The organism is Pseudocitrobacter sp. RIT415 (assembly GCF_003057695.2).
GTDB lineage: Bacteria > Pseudomonadota > Gammaproteobacteria > Enterobacterales > Enterobacteriaceae > Pseudocitrobacter > Pseudocitrobacter faecalis.
Map to the genome: position 1 here is coordinate 164060 of NZ_QBJC02000002.1, position 17751 is coordinate 181810.

Here is a 17751-nt window from a genome sequence, read left to right on the forward strand (position 1 = left end):
ACATTATCCTCTTAAAGGGATAAAACCACTGATATCCCTTTAAGAGGATATCCTTCATGTGGACGAACGACACGATGAGCTTCCTGATGATCTACAGCCCAACGCAATTAGCGAATGCAATGAAACTGGTTCGGCAGAAAAAAGGCTGGACGCAGAGCGAACTGGCAAAAAAAATCGGCATAAAGCAGGCGACCATTTCCAACTTTGAAAATAATCCTGACAACACTACGTTGACGACTTTTTTTAAGATTTTACAGTCACTTGAACTGTCAATGACGCTATGCGAAACAACGGATACAGCGCCAAAATCCACTGACCAACAGCATCTGGAGTGGTAATGCCAAAACTTGTCACATGGATGAACAATCAGCGAGTCGGTGAGTTAACAAAACTCACTAATGGCGCGCATACGTTTAAATACGCGCCGGAGTGGTTAGCCAACCGCTATGCCAGGCCGTTGTCGCTTTCGCTACCATTGCAGGTGGGGAATATCACCTCTGATGCGGTTTTTAATTTCTTCGATAACCTGTTGCCTGATAGCCCGATCGTGCGGGACAGAATCGTTAAACGTTATCGCGCGAAATCAAAGCAACCTTTTGATTTACTTGCAGAGGTGGGTCGAGATAGCGTGGGTGCCGTGACGTTATTACCGGAAGATGAAGGCGTAGCAAATCCGGTGATGACGTGGGAAAAGTTAAGCGAGGCAAAGCTTGAAGAGGTATTGTCGGCTTATAAATCAGATATCCCGCTGGGCATGATTAACGAAGAAAATGACTTTCGCATCTCCGTTGCCGGCGCGCAGGAGAAAACCGCGCTGCTGAAAATGGGCGATGACTGGTGTATCCCAAAAGGAATAACGCCGACCACACACATTGTTAAGCTGCCTATAGGCGAAATCAGACAGCCCAACGCAACGCTTGATCTAAGCCAAAGCGTTGATAATGAATATTTTTGCCTACGGCTGGCGAAACAACTCGGACTGAACGTCCCCGATGCCGGAATTATCAAAGCGGGAAGGGTGCGTGCGTTAGCGGTTGAGCGTTTTGACAGACGCTGGAATGCTGAACGGTCAGTTTTACTTCGCTTGCCGCAGGAAGATATGTGCCAGACTTTCGGTTTACCGTCATCAGTCAAATACGAATCGGACGGAGGCCCGGGCATCGCACAAATCATGGCTTTTTTGATGGGGTCCAGCGAGGCGCTAAAAGATCGCTATGATTTTATGAAGTTTCAGGTATTCCAGTGGTTGATTGGCGCAACGGATGGCCATGCCAAAAACTTCTCCGTTTTTATTCAGGCTGGCGGGAGTTATCGGCTAACGCCATTTTACGACATTATTTCGGCATTTCCGGTTCTTGGCGGTACGGGAATCCACATCAGTGATTTAAAACTGGCCATGGCGCTTAACGCATCCAAAGGCAGGAAAACGGCTATTGATAAAATTTTTCCTCGTCATTTTATGGCAACAGCAAAAGCGCTGAAATTTCCGCAGGAGCAAATGCAGGAAATTCTGCGTGATTACGCAGAGCAGATACCCGCAGCACTTGACGTCGTGACGGCTGCATTGCCGACAGATTTTCCGAACAACGTGGCGATGGCGATCAGGTTGAATGTACTGAGGCTGCATGCACGGTTAACTCGGGAAGCAGAGGAATGAACAGAAACGGGTTTGGGTGGGATATTCGCGACCAGCACAGTCATGACCGCAACGCGCGGGATTTTGTCTGGTTCTGTGTTGGTGCGCATAATGTATATTATGTTAAATTGTATTTGCCGTCTTATTATTGAGTGAGTTCGATTATCCCGCCTCCTGTCCGATATCATTTCGCCCCTGCCTCTGCGTGCGCTATGCACATTCTGACTTTCACACGGGTAACCATACGTCAGATTTTACGTAGCGCATGCTCAACACTTATCTCAAACACTCTACATATTTCCTGGCTGACTGCTGGACTATCATTGCGCCATCACCATAAACATCTCTGCCGTTAAACGCACCGTGGATGACGTCGAATGCAATAGGCAGTAATTGTTGCGCGATCTCATTTACCGTTGTGGCCGATAACGGCAGCATGTTTGGGTAGCTCCACATAAAAGAAACGGATCGTCCACCTGGCGCGACCTGTATAATATCGCCAGACAACAGCACACCCTTCCCTTTAGCATGGTGCAGCACGGTTCCCCCGGCAAAATGCCCACCCAAACGGATGAGTTGGGTTTCGTCATCAAGTTGATGTGTGTCGCCTTGCCATAATGTTATGTGTGGACTGTCTCTGACAATCCACTGCTTGTCGGCAGCATGTAAATAAATCGGCGCGTTAAACGCCTCTGCCCAGTCTTGCATGGTGCTGTAGTAATGCGGATGTGAAATCGCGATCGCTTTGATTCCACCAAGCCCAGTGATAAGCGTTCGGGTGGCGTCATCAAGGTTAGCAATGCAATCCCATAAGATATTCCCCGCAGGCGTCATTAACAGGAATGCGCGCTGGCCAATGGCAAATGCAGGTACGGTTTCCAGCGTCAATAATGTGGGCGAAAGCTGCCGCCATTTATTGCTATGGTTTGCGTGTAACGATTGGGGAGAAATCCACTCCTGGCCGGAAACCGGCACAAATTGTCTTTCATCTTCACAAATGGCGCATTGCGCAGGATGAGCATGCATGACTGAATAGGACGTGCCGCAGGCTTTGCATATAATATTCACCACCAATATCCTCCTGTTAATGCTGCGCGAGACGCATAAAATTTTAAAAGCAAAAACCGACCCTCAGGCCGGTTTTGCTAATAAGGCGATACTTAAAGCGGTGAAGTTGTGACGACTCGGGGTTGGCGGCGATAGCCCACGGCCCCCATTGCGCCAGCAACAACGCCCATAACAATAAGCATAAAGAAACTGTACCAACTCGCTTTCGCCGCAGCGGCAGCCGCTTTATCAGCCGCTTCACGCGCTTTTTGTTCAGTTTCTTTTTTCAACTCTTCATATTTTTGACGAGCGGCCTGGTAGTTTTGTTCTGCCTGATTGACCATTTGTTCAGCCTCGGCATCACTTTTACCGGTACGCGCCATAATGATATTTTTCAGCGCCTGACGGTCTGCTGCTTCAAACGTTGCACTGTTTCTGTCGGCAAGACCTTTGATGAATTGGGTAATATCTCCCCCCTGATTAACCTGATGCTGCGCCATTTGCCCCTCATTACGTGCATTTTGTTCGAGAGCTTCAGGTTGTAATTCCGGTTTACCCGTCTGTCTTAATGTCAGTTCCAGTTGATTTTGAAAATCGTCAAGGTTGATATTATTCTCATCCAATTTTTCTTTCGCCTCCCTTACCACTGAAGGCGCAACGGATTTAATACCGCTGCCCACGGCCTGCATTCCTGAGCCAACAATATTCAGCGCACCGGTTGTCGCGCTATTCGCTAACATCAGCAAGAACGTTGTACAAATTAACGTATTGACGCCAAACACGAGCACGCCATGCAGTGAGCCGTGACGATAAGCGAGCCAACCACCGACAAAACCGCCCACTGCTGCGGAAATTATCATGCTAATTCCCGTCCATATCGCGGCTCCGGTAGCCAACCCATTCATTGGATTCTCTTCCTGAAGCGGGTCAACCGTGGTGGCGCCAATCGCCGAACCTAAAATAATAAGAAGTAAATAAATCACAATGGAGATAACAACACCGGCGAACACGGCACTCCAGGAGATTTTCTTGAAAGCAGGTGTATTCACCGTCGGATAAAGAGGATCATATTGCCTCTCGTCAATATGTTGATAATTAGCCATTTCAATCTCCACTATTTTGTTAACATAGATACAATCAGTTCATGACTTATAAAACCAACGTTCTATTTAAGCGTAGTATTAATTGAAATAATTGAATGCATATTTGAACCAAACCGGATGGCATCAACCAGTTCATGTGTTTAAATAGGAATTTTCAACCGTAATAGTAATAATCGTGTGGTTATTTGTACTTAATTTTAAAAGAGTCAAAAAAAAGCCTCTGGGTAAACAGAGGCTTTATATTTTCTTTCGAAGATTAACGACTTAACAGTGTCTCTGCCGTCTCTTTAACGCTCGCCAGCAGAACTTTTACATCCTCCAGGCATACGGTCGGGTTCAGCAGCGTCAGCTTCAGGCAAGTCACGCCGTCAGCTTCCGTCACACCGACGTTGGCAGCACCGGAAGCAAGCAGTACGTCGCCGATACGCTGATTTAACAGCGCGATAAATGCTGTATCACCGGTTTCCGGACGGAAACGGAACAGTACGCTTGCCAGCTGGGGCTGCATAACCAGCTCCAGGTGCGGCTGAGTGGAAACAAACTCTGCTACCTGCTGTGCCAGGGTTACACCGTTATCAATGATTTCGGCATATTGCTTTTTACCCAACGCTTCAAGGCCCATCCACAGTTTCAGCGCATCGAAACGACGGGTGGTTTGCAGTGATTTCGACACCAGGTTTGGCACGCCATGCTCTTCATCAAAGTCAGAATTCAGATACGCCGCCTGATAACGCATCAGTTCATAATGATGTGCATCTTTCAGCAAGAATGCGCCACAGCTGATGGTCTGGAAGAACTGCTTATGGAAATCGAGCGTCACGGAGTCTGCGGATTCCAGGCCGTTCAGGTAGTGACGATACTTCTCAGAGAGCAGCAGCGCCCCGCCCCACGCGGCATCCACGTGAACCCAGATATTCTCAGCCGCAGCCAGTTCTGTGATCTCGACCAGCGGATCGATAGCACCGGCGTCGGTGGTTCCCGCCGTAGCGACAATCGCCATCACCTGCTCGCCGTTAGCCTTCGCCTGCGCCAGTTTGGCCTTCAGGTCGGTCATATCCATGCGAGAGAATGCGTCGGTTTTTACCTGAGTCACAGAGCGATAGCCCAGGCCCATCAGCGCCATATTCTTCTGCACAGAGAAGTGTGCGCTTTCAGAGCAGAACACTTTGATTTTGCTGAGATCGCCGGTCAAGCCATTCTGCTGAATGGAGTGCCCCTGGCGAGCAAAGAAAGCATCGCGCGCCAGCATCAACCCCATCAGATTGCTCTGGGTACCGCCGCTGGTGAAGACGCCAGCATCGCCAGCCGGATAACCTACCTGTTCACGCAGCCATTCGATCAGCTTCATCTCGATGATGGTGGCTGATGGGCTTTGATCCCAGGAGTCCATGCTCTGGTTGGTGGCGTTAATCAGCACTTCTGCGGCCTGGCTAATCACCAGACTAGGGCAGTGCAGATGCGCCACACACTGCGCGTGGTGCACAGAAAGGCTATCTTTGAGGAAGTACTCAACTGCACGCGCAATAGTGGCCTGGTTACCCAGGCCCTCTGCGGTGAAGTTCAGATGAATACGCTCGCGCAGCTCGTCGACGGTTTTACCCTGATACATCTCAGGCTGTTGCAACCATTCGACAACCGCTTTGCTGCTTTGCTCGATGGCATCCTGGTAGGCCGCGATGCTTTGCGCCGAACCGGACAGAATCGGGTTATTATCTGACACGTTCATTAACTCCGATTAAACCGGCTTCACGCCAGCGCCCAGCAAGGCGTTTTCAAATTTATCGAGGAAAATTTCCAGCTCAGCATTGGTGATCAGCAGAGACGGCAGCAGACGCAGTACGCAACCGTTACGACCACCACGTTCCAGAATCAGACCGGATTCGAAGCATTTTTTCTGCAGCAGTGCAGAGAGTTCGCCATCCGCCGGGTAGCAACCCATGTGATCCTTCGCTTCATTCGGTTTCACGATTTCCAGGCCGATCATCAGGCCGAGACCGCGAACGTGACCAATGACCGGGTAACGTTTTTGCAGTTCTGCCAGTTTGCCTTTCAGCCACTCACCCTGGGCGGCAACTTTGTCAGCAATGTTGTCATCTTTCAGGATTTTCAGCGTGGTCAGACCGGTAGCCATGGCCAGCTGGTTACCACGGAAGGTACCCGTGTGGTGGCCCGGCGCCCAGGCGTCGAACTGTTTCTTGATACCCAGTACGGCCAGCGGCAGACCGCCACCGACAGCTTTAGACATCACAATGATGTCCGGCTCAATACCCGCATGTTCAAAGGCGAACAGTTTACCGGTACGTGCAAAGCCCGCCTGCACTTCATCAATGATCAGCAGAATGCCGTGTTCCTGAGTCACTTTGCGGATGCGCTGCAGCCACTCGACCGGAGCCGGGTTAACACCGCCCTCGCCCTGTACTGCTTCGAGGATAACCGCGGCGGGTTTACGAACGCCGCTTTCCACGTCATTGATCAGGTTTTCGAAGTAATACGTCAACGCTTTAACGCCAGCGTCGCCGCCAATACCCAACGGGCAACGGTACTGATGCGGATACGGCATGAACTGCACTTCCGGCATCATGTTGGAAACGGCTTCTTTTGGCGACAGGTTACCGGTGACGGAAAGCGCGCCATGCGTCATCCCGTGATAACCACCAGAGAAGCTGATAATGCTGGAACGACCGGTCACTTTTTTCGCCAGCTTGAGCGCAGCTTCTACTGCGTCAGCGCCGGACGGGCCGGTAAATTGCAGGCAATACTCTTTGCCCTGACCCGGCAATAAAGAGAGTAAATAAGATGAAAATTCATCTTTTAAAGGTGTGGTAAGGTCAAGCGTATGTAACGGTAAGCCGCTGCTGATGACACTTTGAATGCTTTGAAGCACGTCAGGATGATTATGACCCAGCGCCAGGGTGCCAGCACCTGCCAGACAATCAAGATATTGATTATTTTCAACGTCAGTGATCCAAACGCCCTGCGCTTTGGCAATCGCCAGCGGCAGTTTACGTGGATAACTTCGTACGTTGGATTCAAACTCAGCTTGTCTTGCTAAAAAGGTATCATTGCTTTGTGGTAATGAATTAGCACTTAAAGTATCAATACGGACTTTATCCGTCATCATATCACTCCCACAACCTCGGGTATTAATAACGCCGGGTTGAATTAAGGTTAAAGGGGCTGCCTGTAAAAAAACGCGGCTAATATAAGTGGTTTTAGCGTAGGACTCAATCATTTATTTTAGCGCGGTTTTCATTAGGATTTTTCCTTTCTGAATCAGGGGTTAACATGGGGTTCTGTCGTTTACATACTTTAAAGATCGTTACCATTTCAGGCAAAATGTAACTGAAGGCTAAAATGCGTACAACGTCATGTAAACCATCAGAATGTCATGGTTTTATGCTTTCTTTACACACATTTACCTTTATTAACGCCCATGAATTGCCGATAAGACATTCTTTTTAACTAGTTTATCGATAAATATAATAAAAACGTCGACCCTAAAAGATAAATCACTTACTATGGCGCGCTTATTTGCACTACATGTAAATAAAAGAACTAATGCGCATCACACCGGTAACGCGTAAGAGGCATACACGTTATCGACAACGGGATGTTTATCCTGGGTTGTCACCAGAAATGTTCGCGGGCGGACATTTCGTAAGGCGAAGTCACTTCCCTTATGCCGAGAATGAAAATTTTCTAGCCATCTTTATATGGCGCCCTGATATGAGATTGTTATGACACGCATTTATCCACAATTCGTCGTTGCCAAATTTGGCGGTACCAGCGTTGCTGACTTTGACGCGATGAATCGCAGTGCCAGTATTGTTCTTGCAGATGAACAGGTTCGCCTGGTCGTATTATCTGCCTCCGCCGGTGTCACTAATCTGTTAGTCGAGCTTTCTGAAGGACTGGAAAGCAGCGATCGTATGGATAAAATCGATACCCTTCGCACCATCCAGTACAACATTATTTCCCGCCTGAAACAGCCAACGGTTATCAGCAAAGAAATAGACCAACTGCTTGAAAATATTGCCCGCCTTGCTGAAACCGCGCAGGCAATGCCATCGGCAGCATTAAGCGATGAACTGGTGAGCCACGGCGAGCTGATGTCGAGCCTGCTGTTTGCCGAAGTGCTGCGTGAACGTGAAGCTCAGGCAGAATGGTTTGACGCACGCAAAGTGATACGCACTAACGACGTATACGGTTGTGCGGAACCGAATCTTAGCCAGATCGCTGAACAGGCTGAAATGCACCTGCGCCCACGCATTGAACAGGCCATTGTTATCACTCAGGGCTTTATCGGTAGCGATGACGCCGGGCATACCACTACGCTTGGGCGCGGCGGCAGCGACTATACCGCATCCCTGATAGGCGAAGCGTTACAGGCAATGCGTGTCGATATTTGGACGGATGTCGCCGGGATCTATACCACCGATCCTCGCGTTGTACCGCAGGCCCAACGCATCGACCATATTTCATTCGCCGAAGCCAGCGATATGGCTGCGTTTGGGGCGAAAGTCTTACATCCGGCAACATTACTGCCAGCGATGCGCAAAAACATTCCGGTATTTGTCGGTTGCAGTAAAAATACTACTGCTGGCGGTACGCTGGTGCGCCGTGAAACCGAGAATCCACCGCTGTATCGTGCGATTGCCGTTCGTCGCAAGCAAACGCTGTTACGACTGCACAGCCTGCACGCGCAGCCTGCCTACGCTTTTTTTGCTGATATGTTTGCCATCCTGGCACAGCATCAGGTGGATATTGATCTGGTGACCACGTCCGAAAGCAGCATTGCGTTGGCGCTCGATCCCTCCTGCGCGACATCCGGGGAAGATCACACCTTAACCACCTCACTGCTGACGGCGCTCTCTTCCCACTGCCGGGTTGAGATTGAAACGGGGCTGGCGTTGGTGACGTTGATTGGAAATCAGCTCCATCACGGTACGGGCGTATGTCGGGATGCTTTCGCTGAACTGGACGCGCATGCGGTACGTATGATTTGTCACGGCGCATCCAATAATAATCTCAGCTTCCTGCTGCCGGGCGACGCTGCCGATAGCGCCGTCGTTGCATTACATCGCAGGCTGTTCGAGTAAGGTTTTCAGGGGCGTTCGCGCCCCTTTTCAATTCATTGCCCCCGTTACCGCTTTCTTGTAACCTTCCCCGCTTATTTACGCACACTTTTTCGGACACTCATGACCGCTCAACATTCGAAAGATCCTTTGCACGGCGTTACGCTGGAAATGCAGGTTAATGCCCTGGTGGCTCGCTACGGTTGGGAAAAACTGGGCAAGCTGGTGAACATTAACTGTTTTAAAAATGATCCCAGTGTGAAATCCAGCCTCAAGTTTTTGCGCCGCACGCCCTGGGCGCGGGCGGAAGTTGAAGCGCTCTATCTTGATTCCCTCGAAGACGATGAACCTCAGGACGGCGGATTTAACCCGTGGCTTCAGGGGCGTGACGATAAGATCTGATTCCCTTCCCCTGCAAATCGTAAGAGAATATCGCCTCTCAAGGGACTAGTAGAAAACGGGCGTTTATGATCATCTCTTTGCGGGGCGTATCCCCGGTCACTCAGGTTAAAAAACTAGGCACGCTGGTTGCCGCGGCATTACTTGTTGTCAGTTGTTCGTCTAAGCCACCGAGTTCACTTGTCACGCCGTCGGGCAACACATCGAAGCCCGCCGATAAAGCACAGCGAAGTAACGAACCGATGCGCGGTATCTGGCTGGCGACGGTCTCACGGCTCGATTGGCCGCCAGTTAACTCGGTCAATATCAGCAGCCCCGCCATTCGCATCAATAAACAGAAAGAAGCGCTGACGGCAAAGCTCGACAACCTGAAACAGCTCGGTATTAATACCGTTTTTTTTCAGGTAAAGCCCGATGGCACCGCCCTGTGGGATTCCAAAATTTTGCCGTGGTCCGATACCTTAACCGGCAAGATTGGCGAGAACCCCGGGTACGATCCGTTGCAGTTTATGTTGGATGAAGCTCATAAACGCGGCATGAAAGTGCATGCATGGTTTAACCCGTACCGGGTGACAACCAACACCAAGCCGTCAACGGTGGCCGAGCTTAATCGCACGCTCTCACAGCAACCTGCCAGCATTTTTGTCCTGCATCGCGACTGGATCCGCACATCAAGCGATCGCTTTGTGCTTGATCCCGGCATTCCGGAAGCGCGCGACTGGATTACCAGTATTGTGGCGGAAGTGGTGGCGAAATATCCGGTCGATGGCGTTCAGTTTGATGACTATTTCTATACCGAAACCCCTGGCTCGACGCTTAACGATAACCAGACCTGGCGCCAATACGGCCAACAGTACGCGTCAAAAGCCGACTGGCGACGCCATAATACGCAACTGCTTATCGAGCAGGTGTCACGCACCATCAAACAGCTGAAACCCGACGTCGAGTTTGGCGTAAGCCCGGCGGGCGTCTGGCGTAACCGTTCGCACGATCCGTTAGGGTCGGATACGCGCGGTGCGGCAGCCTACGACGAATCTTATGCTGATACTCGCCTTTGGGTACAACAGGGCTTGCTGGATTACATTGCCCCGCAACTTTACTGGCCGTTCGCGCGTGATGCAGCGCGTTATGATGTGCTGGCAAAATGGTGGGCGGATGTGGTGAAACCAACCAAAACGCGTCTGTACATTGGCGTGGCGTTGTATAAAGTGGGCGAACCGTCAAAAAAAGAACCTGACTGGGCGGTGAATGGCGGCGTGCCGGAGCTGAGCAAACAGATAGATCTCAACGAATCCATCCCTGAAATTAACGGGACGATCCTGTTCCGTGAAGATAATCTCAATCAACCGCAAACTCGCCAGGCGGTGAATTATCTGAAAACCCGCTGGGGCCATTAATCCTGCCTTTTGTGCGCTACGCAAATCCGGCGTAGCGCGCCTCATCTGCTATGCTTACCCTGACATTCTTTACTGGAGAACGGATATGGGATTGTTTAACTTCGTGAAAGAAGCAGGTGAAAAACTGTGGGATAAACTGACGGATTCGCATCAGGACCAGGGCGAAAAAGTCACCGAGCATTTGAAGAAACTCAATATTCCCGGTGCGGATAAAGTCCAGGTGACGGTTGTTGATGGGAAAGCCAGCGTCACCGGTGATGGACTAACCCAGGAAGAGAAAGAAAAAATTCAGGTTGCGGTGGGTAACGTTGCCGGGGTCAGTGAAGTGGAGAATAACATCACGGCTGCTGATAGCGCGGATGAAGCCACCTATTACACCGTGAAGTCCGGTGATACGCTGAGCGCGATTTCTAAAACCGTTTATGGCAATGCCAATCTGTATAACAAAATTTTTGAAGCCAACCGTCCGATGCTTTCTCACCCGGATAAAATTTATCCCGGTCAGACATTACGTATTCCTAAAGCCTGATAGCCATACGCTTGCCGGAAGTCATTCCGGTAAGCGTTTCCCCCTCGTTGTATTCACAGGCAAAATATCGTATAAAACCTCCTGTCCGAGGGGTGTCCAGTAATGGGCTGAGATGGCGCAAGCCGAACCCTTAGAACCTGATCTGGGTCATGCCAGCGAAGGGACGGGTTAGCCATCTATTTATACAGCCAATTCCTGTTCTTCCCTTATTGCGCCCGGATCTCCACCGATTACTGGAGGTCCCATGTCTTTACCCCTTTTTGAAACTGGTCTTTACGCGCGTCTGCGCTCGCTTGCCGGTCACCACTGGCATGATTACGTCGCGCATGAATTTGTTCAGCAGTTAGGCGCAGGCACCCTGCCTGAACCCGCGTTTCGCCGATATCTCACCCAGGATTATCTGTTTTTAGTTCATTTCGCCCGCGCCTACGCGCTGCTGGTCAGCAAACTGCAAAACCTGCCGGAAATGCGCGCCGCGACAGCATCACTGAATGCGATTCTTAACGAATTGCCGCTGCATATCAGCTACTGCCAGCAATGGGGGTTAACGGAATCCGACGTTACGCAGGTGGAAGAAGCCGCTGAAACGGTGAACTACACCCGTTACGTGCTGGATGTGGGACACTCAGGCGATGTGCTTGATTTGCTTACCGCATTGATGCCCTGTGTAGCAGGCTATGCGGAAATCGGCCTGCGGCTGCTCAACGATCGGGCGACTGTCTTTGAGGGTAACCCCTACGCGCCGTGGATCCGTAACTATGGTGACAAGGACTATCTGGCAGGCGTACAAGCCTCACTGACACTATTTGAAAATCTGGCCGCTGCGCGTGGAGGTGAAAGCCGTATCGGTGAGCTTTCATCTATCTTCACCACCGCCACTCGACTGGAAAGCGCGTTCTGGCAGATGGGATTGAACGCAAAATCATGAAGTGCGTGAATGCATCCCCGGCCATCAGGGTAAAAGACCTTACGCTTCGCTACGGCGATAAGACGATATTTGAACATCTCAACGTCGAGATCCCCGCGGGTCATTTCGTTTCGTTGCTCGGTGCCAGCGGTGCGGGGAAAACCAGCCTGCTGCGTATCGTTGCCGGGCTGGCCGCGCCAACGGCTGGCTCGGTGACGGATGAACACGGTCATCCGCTGGAAGGCCGTATCAGCTGGATGGGTCAGCGCGATCTGCTCTATCCGTGGTTAACCATCGAACAAAATGTTTGCTTGGGTGCGCGTTTGCGCGGTGACCAAGCCGATCGTGAGTGGGCACAAGAGTTGCTCTATCGCGTTGGCTTAAGTGGTTACGGCCATGCCCTTCCGCAGACGTTATCCGGCGGGATGCGTCAGCGCGCCGCCATCGCCCGTACCCTCTACGAACAGCAGCCAATTGTGTTGATGGATGAGCCATTTTCCGCGCTGGATGCGATTACCCGCGCCACGATTCAAACGCTGGCGGCGGAATTACTGGCCGATCGTACCGTGTTGCTGATTACCCACGATCCCGCTGAGGCCTGCCGTTTGAGCCATCGCATTCTCGTTCTGGCGAAATATCCCGGCGGTATTGATGACGCCCACATTATGGCTGGCATCCCGCCACGTGACCTGGACGATCCTCAGGTTATCCAGAGCCAACGCGAGCTTATGCAACAACTGATTCGGGGGGCACAGTGATTTTCTTATCACGTATCTGGCGCGGGGTGACGCTGTTTGCAGGCTTAATGGGCTTATGGTGGCTGGCGACGCTCGGCTCTATTCCGGCATTCCTGCTGCCCTCGCCCACGGCGGTGGTTCAGGCCCTGCACGATAATGGTCGTTACCTCGGCTGGCACACATTGATTACGCTATCGGAAATCGCCAGTGGGCTGGTGATTGGTGTACTGCTCGGGGCAATTCTGGCGCTGTGCATGGTCTTCTCACCCCGTCTTCAGCGCTGGGTGATGCCAGTGGTATTAACCAGCCAGGCGATTCCTGTCTTCGCACTCGCTCCGCTGCTGGTGCTGTGGTTTGGTTTTGGCATGAGCGCCAAGGTCACCATGGCGGTGCTGATTATCTTCTTTCCGGTGTCGTCGGCTCTGTTTGATGGTCTGCGCCGGGTAAGCGGTGATTATCTCGACCTGGCCCGCACCATGGGAGGATCACGCTGGGCACTACTCCGCCATGTCCAGTTGATGGCCGCCCTGCCTGCTTTTGGCTCTGGCCTGCGCATGGCGGCGGCCGTTGCGCCCATCGGCGCCATCATTGGCGAATGGGTCGGCTCGGCGGAAGGTTTGGGTTACGTGATGCTCAACGCCAACGCGCGCATGCAGAGTGATATCTGCTTCGCCGCCCTTCTGATACTCGTTTTGATGACCATCTCGCTGTGGATGATCATCGATGCCCTTTTACATCGCCTGATTTATTGGGTTCCGGATAACCATTGAGAAAACTACGATGACAACAAAAATACTGAAACCTGCGCTCGCTGCTCTGCTTATCGCCGGTACACTTTCGCCAGACGCCTGGGCGCTGGAGAAAGTGACGCTGGTACTGGACTGGTACATCAACCCAGACCACGCCCCCGTGATGGGTGCACAGCAAATCGGCGCATTTAAAGAGGAAGGCCTGGACGTCACAATTGTCCCGCCTTCCGATCCGGCGCTTCCTCCGCGCCTGGTGGCAGCAAAACAGGCCGATCTGGCGATCACCTATCAACCGCAACTGCACTTTTTTGCCGATCAGGGCTTACCGCTGATGCGTGTGGGCACACTTATCAATACGCCGCTGAATACGGTGATTGCGCTGGATAAAAATATTAAATCGCCTGCTGATTTAAAAGGTAAAAGCGTGGGCTATTCCGTCAGTGGCATCGAGCAGGCGACGCTCGATACCATGCTGAAACATAGCAATACGCCAGCGGATGCGGTGAAGCTTATCAACGTTAACTTTCAGCTAACCAGTGCTCTACTGACCGGCAAAGTGGACGCGGTGATTGGCGGCTATCGAAACATCGAAGCCCTGGAGATCCAGCTTCAGGGAAAAGAACCGGTGGTGTTTAATGTCGAGGATTATGGCGTGCCTGCTTACGATGAGCTGATTCTGGTGGCGAATAAAGAGATGGCTGGAGAAGCGAAAATTAAAAAATTCCTCGCGGCTTTGAAAAAAGGGAGCGACTACCTGCACGCGCATCCGCAGGAGAGCTGGAAAACATTCGCCAGTCTGCATCCTGAGCTTAATACCGAATTGAATAAGCAGGCATGGATGAAAACGCTGCCGCTCTTTGCGCAAGATCCGGCAAAACTGGATAAAGCCCGCTATGCGCATTACGAGCAGTTTTTGTTTGATAACAAACTTATCAAAAAAATAACCCCGGTAGAGCAGTACGCTACCGAGGTTATGTAAGCCATACATCAGATTGCGAACGAAGTGCGCTTTGTTATTGCCGGATGTGGCGTAAACGCCTTATCCGGCTACAAAATTTCGTGAATTCAATCTAATGTAGGCCTGATAAGCGCAGCGCATCAGGCAATTTTACAGCGCCATGTCGTGCTGAGGTGACGCTTCAGGCTGTGTTGCTTTCTGCGTGACGTTGTCACTTGCATCAGCATTCATTTTGATTACCGGAGGTTTAACCAGCTGCAACGTGGCTGCGGTATCGTCCCAAACCTGCTGCGTCAGCGCGCTGTTACCGTTCAGTTGCTGACCGTAGCTCGGCACAATCGCGCGGATTTTGCTCTGCCATTGCTCAGAACTGAATTGTTCCGGGAACATCTTCTTAATCACGTTCAGGGTGATGGGAGCCGCGGTCGATGCGCCCGGAGAAGCACCCAGCAATGCGGAAATCGTGCGCTGTTGGTCAACAACCACTTCCGTACCCAGTTTCAGTACGCCACCTTTGTCTTCATCTTTCTTGATAATCTGCACACGCTGACCTGCCTGAATCAGTTTCCAGTCTTCTTTACGCGCCTGAGGATAGTACTCTTTCAGCGCGGCAAAACGGTCATCATCGCTCAACATAACCTGACTAATCAGGTATTTGACGAGATCAAAGTTATCCAGCCCCACATGCGTCATCGGCATCACGTTGCTGGTTGTGGTGGTGCTCAGCAAATCGAAGAACGAGCCATTTTTAAGGAATTTGGTGGAGAACGTCGCGAACGGCCCAAACAGCACCACGCGTTTACCGTCGATGAAACGTGCATCAATGTGTGGTACGGACATCGGCGGCGCACCAACGGAGGCCTGGCCATAGACTTTCTGTAGGTGCTCTTTAGTGATTGCCGGGTTTTCCGTCATCAGGAAAGAGCCGCCAACCGGGAACCCTGCATAATTATCGGCTTCAGGAATGCCAGTTTTTTGCAGTAATTTCAGTGCCCCGCCGCCAGCACCGATAAATACATATTTGGCATCAATCGCATGCTCTTTACCGTTATTCACATCCTTGATTGTCACGTGCCAGGAGTTATCGCCATTGCGTTTAAACTCAGTCACTTCAGACGAGGTTTGCAAAGAGAAATTCGGGCTTTTTTTCAGGCTGCCGATCAACTGGCGGGTAATTTCACCGTAGTTCACATCGGTACCGGCTGGCGTCCAGGTTGCAGCCACTTTCTGCTGCGGATCGCGCCCTTGCATTACCAGCGGAGCCCATTGCTGAATTTGCTGGTGATCGGTAGAGAATTTCATGCCCTGGAACAACGTCGTTTTTTGCAGCGCATCATAACGCTTTTGCAAATAATTAACGTTGGTGTCGCCCCAGACAAAACTCATATGCGGGGTGGAATTAATAAAGGAGTGCGGTTCACGTAAAATGCCGCGTTTCACCTGCGCCGTCCAGAATTGACGCGAGATCATAAACTGCTCATTAATATCCAGCGCTTTGCTGACATCAATCGAACCGTCCGGACGTTCCGGCGTATAGTTCAGCTCCATATTCGCCGAGTGACCCGTACCGGCGTTATTCCAGCCATTAGAGGATTCCAGCGCCACGCCGTCGAGTTTTTCGACCATGACCTGCTTCCAGTCTGGCTGCAGCTCCTGGAGCCACGTGCCGAGAGAGGCACTCATAATACCGCCGCCAATCAGAAGGAAATCGGTTTTTTGTGAGGTTTCAGAATTAGCCCAGGTTGCCGAACTGACAAACAGCGCCACAGAGGTGAGTGAGATAATTGTCTTTTTAATTGCAGGCATAATAGTAATATCACATAGCATTGATGAAACATGAATAAATATAGTAAAGCATTTTTACGATAATTTAAAATATCTACAACATTTTTCGCACTATTATATAATTACATATTTATTTAGTTATTTAATTAAATAAATCATCAACACTCTTTGTTGGGTATTTTCGTTATGTAGGAAGGCATGCGCTTCCCTCGTTCTTATCGAACGAGGGAGTAAAATGAAAGGCTTTACCAGGAGAAATCCTGGACCAGTGATAAGTCCCAGGCAGTGGCAAACAGTGAAATGAAGATGATCAGGTTCACTGCGGTTTCTATTCTTTTTTCCATTTTGATTCTCCTTATGCCGGTTATGACGATCTAACACGGAAAACCTTAATGATTTCTTAATGCTGCACGACCATCATAAGGCGAACGCAGCAGGTTATGAATACGAGTATGCCAATAAAAACCGGCTGCGTCCCCCTCTTTTACTTTTGCGCACTAAGTGAGCTGATAGTGCTTATCTGCCGTCAGTTTTGCCGGGATCACGGTTTCATCGTTCATTTGCAGCAGCTCTATCTCAATCGCGTTGCAGATAGCATCCAGCGGCAGATCGTTATCTTCCATGCCAAACGGCTCTTCCAGTTCTTCGGCAAGGGTATCAAGCGCGATAAACGTGTACGAGATAAGCACCGACACAAACGGCGTCATGTAGTGCAAATCAACAACCAGCGCGAACGGCAGCATGATGCAAAACAGATAAACGGTGCGGTGCAGGATCAGCGAATAGGCAAAAGGCACGGGCGTATTGGCAATACGCTCGCACCCGGCCAGTACGCCCGACATATCATTAAGCCGGTTATTCACGCTATGAAACAGAATGTCCGACAGTTTTCCTTCGCGACGACGCACGGCCAGCCACTCCCCCATCATCAGGAGAATACGGTTTGCAGGCGTTTGAACGGCCAGAACCTGAGCCAGCTGTTTGTCATCAAGGTAGTTTGCCAGCACCGCTTTCGCAGGCTGGCGGCGTAATGACAAGCGCAGGCTGTGGGCAAACGCGATTTGCAGCCTGGTAAACTCCGCAATATTGGGTTCGTCGTGAAGCGTATTTTTCACTTCCCGCAGCAAGGAGCGTGAAGCAATCATCAGTTGCCCCCACAGCAAGCGCGCTTCCACATAACGTGCGTAGCAGGCGTTATTTCTGAAGCCCAGGAAGATAGCAATGGCGACACCAAGAATACTGAATGGCGCCACGGTAAGCTTGATACCCAGTGAGGTGTACCACGGTAAAATTGCGATAACCACAATTGAGAGCAGGAAATTGAGTAGCAAGCGAGAGTAGATCTTGGGAAGCACCGAGCCATGCCAGACAAGAATGCGAGGCAGCCAGTGTTGATGAGGACGCGCAATCATATATTTATCGATTAAGT

The 17751-nt window shown here is 50.8% G+C and carries 16 protein-coding genes and 1 riboswitch; of the genes, 10 read left to right on the plus strand and 6 right to left on the minus strand.

Annotated features, from left to right (window positions below):
- Nucleotides 1–74 precede the first annotated feature (74 nt).
- Both hipB and DBY68_RS03240 read left to right on the plus strand, forming a co-directional pair.
- The gene (gene hipB / locus DBY68_RS03235; RefSeq protein ID WP_108474406.1) at nt 75–338 is read left to right on the plus strand and encodes a type II toxin-antitoxin system antitoxin HipB; all 264 of its coding nucleotides are present in this window, start codon (nt 75–77) and stop codon (nt 336–338) included.
- Nucleotides 338–1657 carry a type II toxin-antitoxin system HipA family toxin gene (locus DBY68_RS03240; protein WP_108474263.1) on the plus strand — a complete coding sequence of 440 codons (1320 nt, stop codon included), beginning with the start codon at nt 338–340 and terminating at the stop codon, nt 1655–1657. Before hipB ends, DBY68_RS03240 begins: the two co-directional genes overlap by 1 nt.
- 255 nt (nt 1658–1912) lie before the next feature.
- On the opposite strand, the gene DBY68_RS03245 is transcribed toward DBY68_RS03240, so the two are convergent.
- The 4 genes from DBY68_RS03245 to DBY68_RS03260 form a co-directional block, all read right to left on the minus strand.
- Nucleotides 1913–2704: an MBL fold metallo-hydrolase gene (locus DBY68_RS03245; protein ID WP_108474405.1), complete on the minus strand. Its 792-nt coding sequence runs from the start codon at nt 2702–2704 to the stop codon at nt 1913–1915.
- 92 nt (nt 2705–2796) lie between these two features.
- Nucleotides 2797–3786: a hypothetical protein gene (locus tag DBY68_RS03250; RefSeq protein WP_108474262.1), complete on the minus strand. Its 990-nt coding sequence runs from the start codon at nt 3784–3786 to the stop codon at nt 2797–2799.
- Nucleotides 3787–4042: 256 nt separating this feature from the next.
- Nucleotides 4043–5506 (minus strand): aspartate aminotransferase family protein, encoded by a 1464-nt coding sequence (locus DBY68_RS03255; RefSeq protein ID WP_108474404.1) that lies wholly within the window; start codon nt 5504–5506, stop codon nt 4043–4045.
- 15 nt (nt 5507–5521) lie between these two features.
- Nucleotides 5522–6907: a diaminobutyrate--2-oxoglutarate transaminase gene (locus DBY68_RS03260; protein ID WP_041686241.1), complete on the minus strand. Its 1386-nt coding sequence runs from the start codon at nt 6905–6907 to the stop codon at nt 5522–5524.
- Between the two features lie 616 nt (nt 6908–7523).
- Here DBY68_RS03260 and lysC point away from each other — a divergent pair.
- The 8 genes from lysC (at nt 7524) to DBY68_RS03300 (ending at nt 14558) form a co-directional block, all read left to right on the plus strand.
- Nucleotides 7524–8885, plus strand: coding sequence for a lysine-sensitive aspartokinase 3 (gene lysC, locus DBY68_RS03265; protein WP_108474261.1), 1362 nt, complete (start codon nt 7524–7526; stop codon nt 8883–8885).
- A gap of 99 nt (nt 8886–8984) precedes the next feature.
- Complete coding sequence (locus DBY68_RS03270; protein ID WP_108474260.1) at nt 8985–9263, plus strand: VF530 family protein; 279 nt, start codon at nt 8985–8987, stop codon at nt 9261–9263.
- 65 nt (nt 9264–9328) lie between these two features.
- Nucleotides 9329–10657: a glycoside hydrolase family 10 protein gene (locus tag DBY68_RS03275; protein WP_108474259.1), complete on the plus strand. Its 1329-nt coding sequence runs from the start codon at nt 9329–9331 to the stop codon at nt 10655–10657.
- Nucleotides 10658–10742: 85 nt separating this feature from the next.
- Nucleotides 10743–11186 carry a peptidoglycan-binding protein LysM gene (gene lysM / locus DBY68_RS03280; RefSeq protein ID WP_108474258.1) on the plus strand — a complete coding sequence of 148 codons (444 nt, stop codon included), beginning with the start codon at nt 10743–10745 and terminating at the stop codon, nt 11184–11186.
- Between the two features lie 78 nt (nt 11187–11264).
- Nucleotides 11265–11367: riboswitch (TPP riboswitch) on the plus strand.
- A 63-nt stretch (nt 11368–11430) separates the two neighbouring features.
- The gene (gene tenA, locus DBY68_RS03285; protein WP_108474257.1) at nt 11431–12114 is read left to right on the plus strand and encodes a thiaminase II; all 684 of its coding nucleotides are present in this window, start codon (nt 11431–11433) and stop codon (nt 12112–12114) included.
- Nucleotides 12111–12851 (plus strand): ABC transporter ATP-binding protein, encoded by a 741-nt coding sequence (locus tag DBY68_RS03290; RefSeq protein ID WP_108474256.1) that lies wholly within the window; start codon nt 12111–12113, stop codon nt 12849–12851. The genes tenA and DBY68_RS03290 overlap by 4 nt, the downstream gene beginning before the upstream one ends.
- A gap of 47 nt (nt 12852–12898) precedes the next feature.
- Nucleotides 12899–13600 carry an ABC transporter permease gene (locus DBY68_RS03295; RefSeq protein ID WP_233503874.1) on the plus strand — a complete coding sequence of 234 codons (702 nt, stop codon included), beginning with the start codon at nt 12899–12901 and terminating at the stop codon, nt 13598–13600.
- A gap of 10 nt (nt 13601–13610) precedes the next feature.
- On the plus strand, nt 13611–14558 hold the full coding sequence (locus tag DBY68_RS03300) for an ABC transporter substrate-binding protein (protein WP_108474254.1): 948 nt from the start codon (nt 13611–13613) through the stop codon (nt 14556–14558).
- Between the two features lie 129 nt (nt 14559–14687).
- Here the strand turns inward: DBY68_RS03300 and mqo are convergent, their stop codons facing one another.
- Together mqo and DBY68_RS03315 are read right to left on the minus strand one after the other, a co-directional pair.
- A complete protein-coding gene (gene mqo / locus DBY68_RS03305; RefSeq protein WP_233503871.1) occupies nt 14688–16343 on the minus strand; it encodes a malate dehydrogenase (quinone) in 1656 nt (551 codons plus the stop codon).
- A gap of 476 nt (nt 16344–16819) precedes the next feature.
- Nucleotides 16820–17734, minus strand: a complete 915-nt coding sequence (locus DBY68_RS03315) for a bestrophin family protein (RefSeq protein WP_108474403.1) — start codon at nt 17732–17734, stop codon at nt 16820–16822.
- Between the last annotated feature and the right edge of the window lie 17 nt (nt 17735–17751).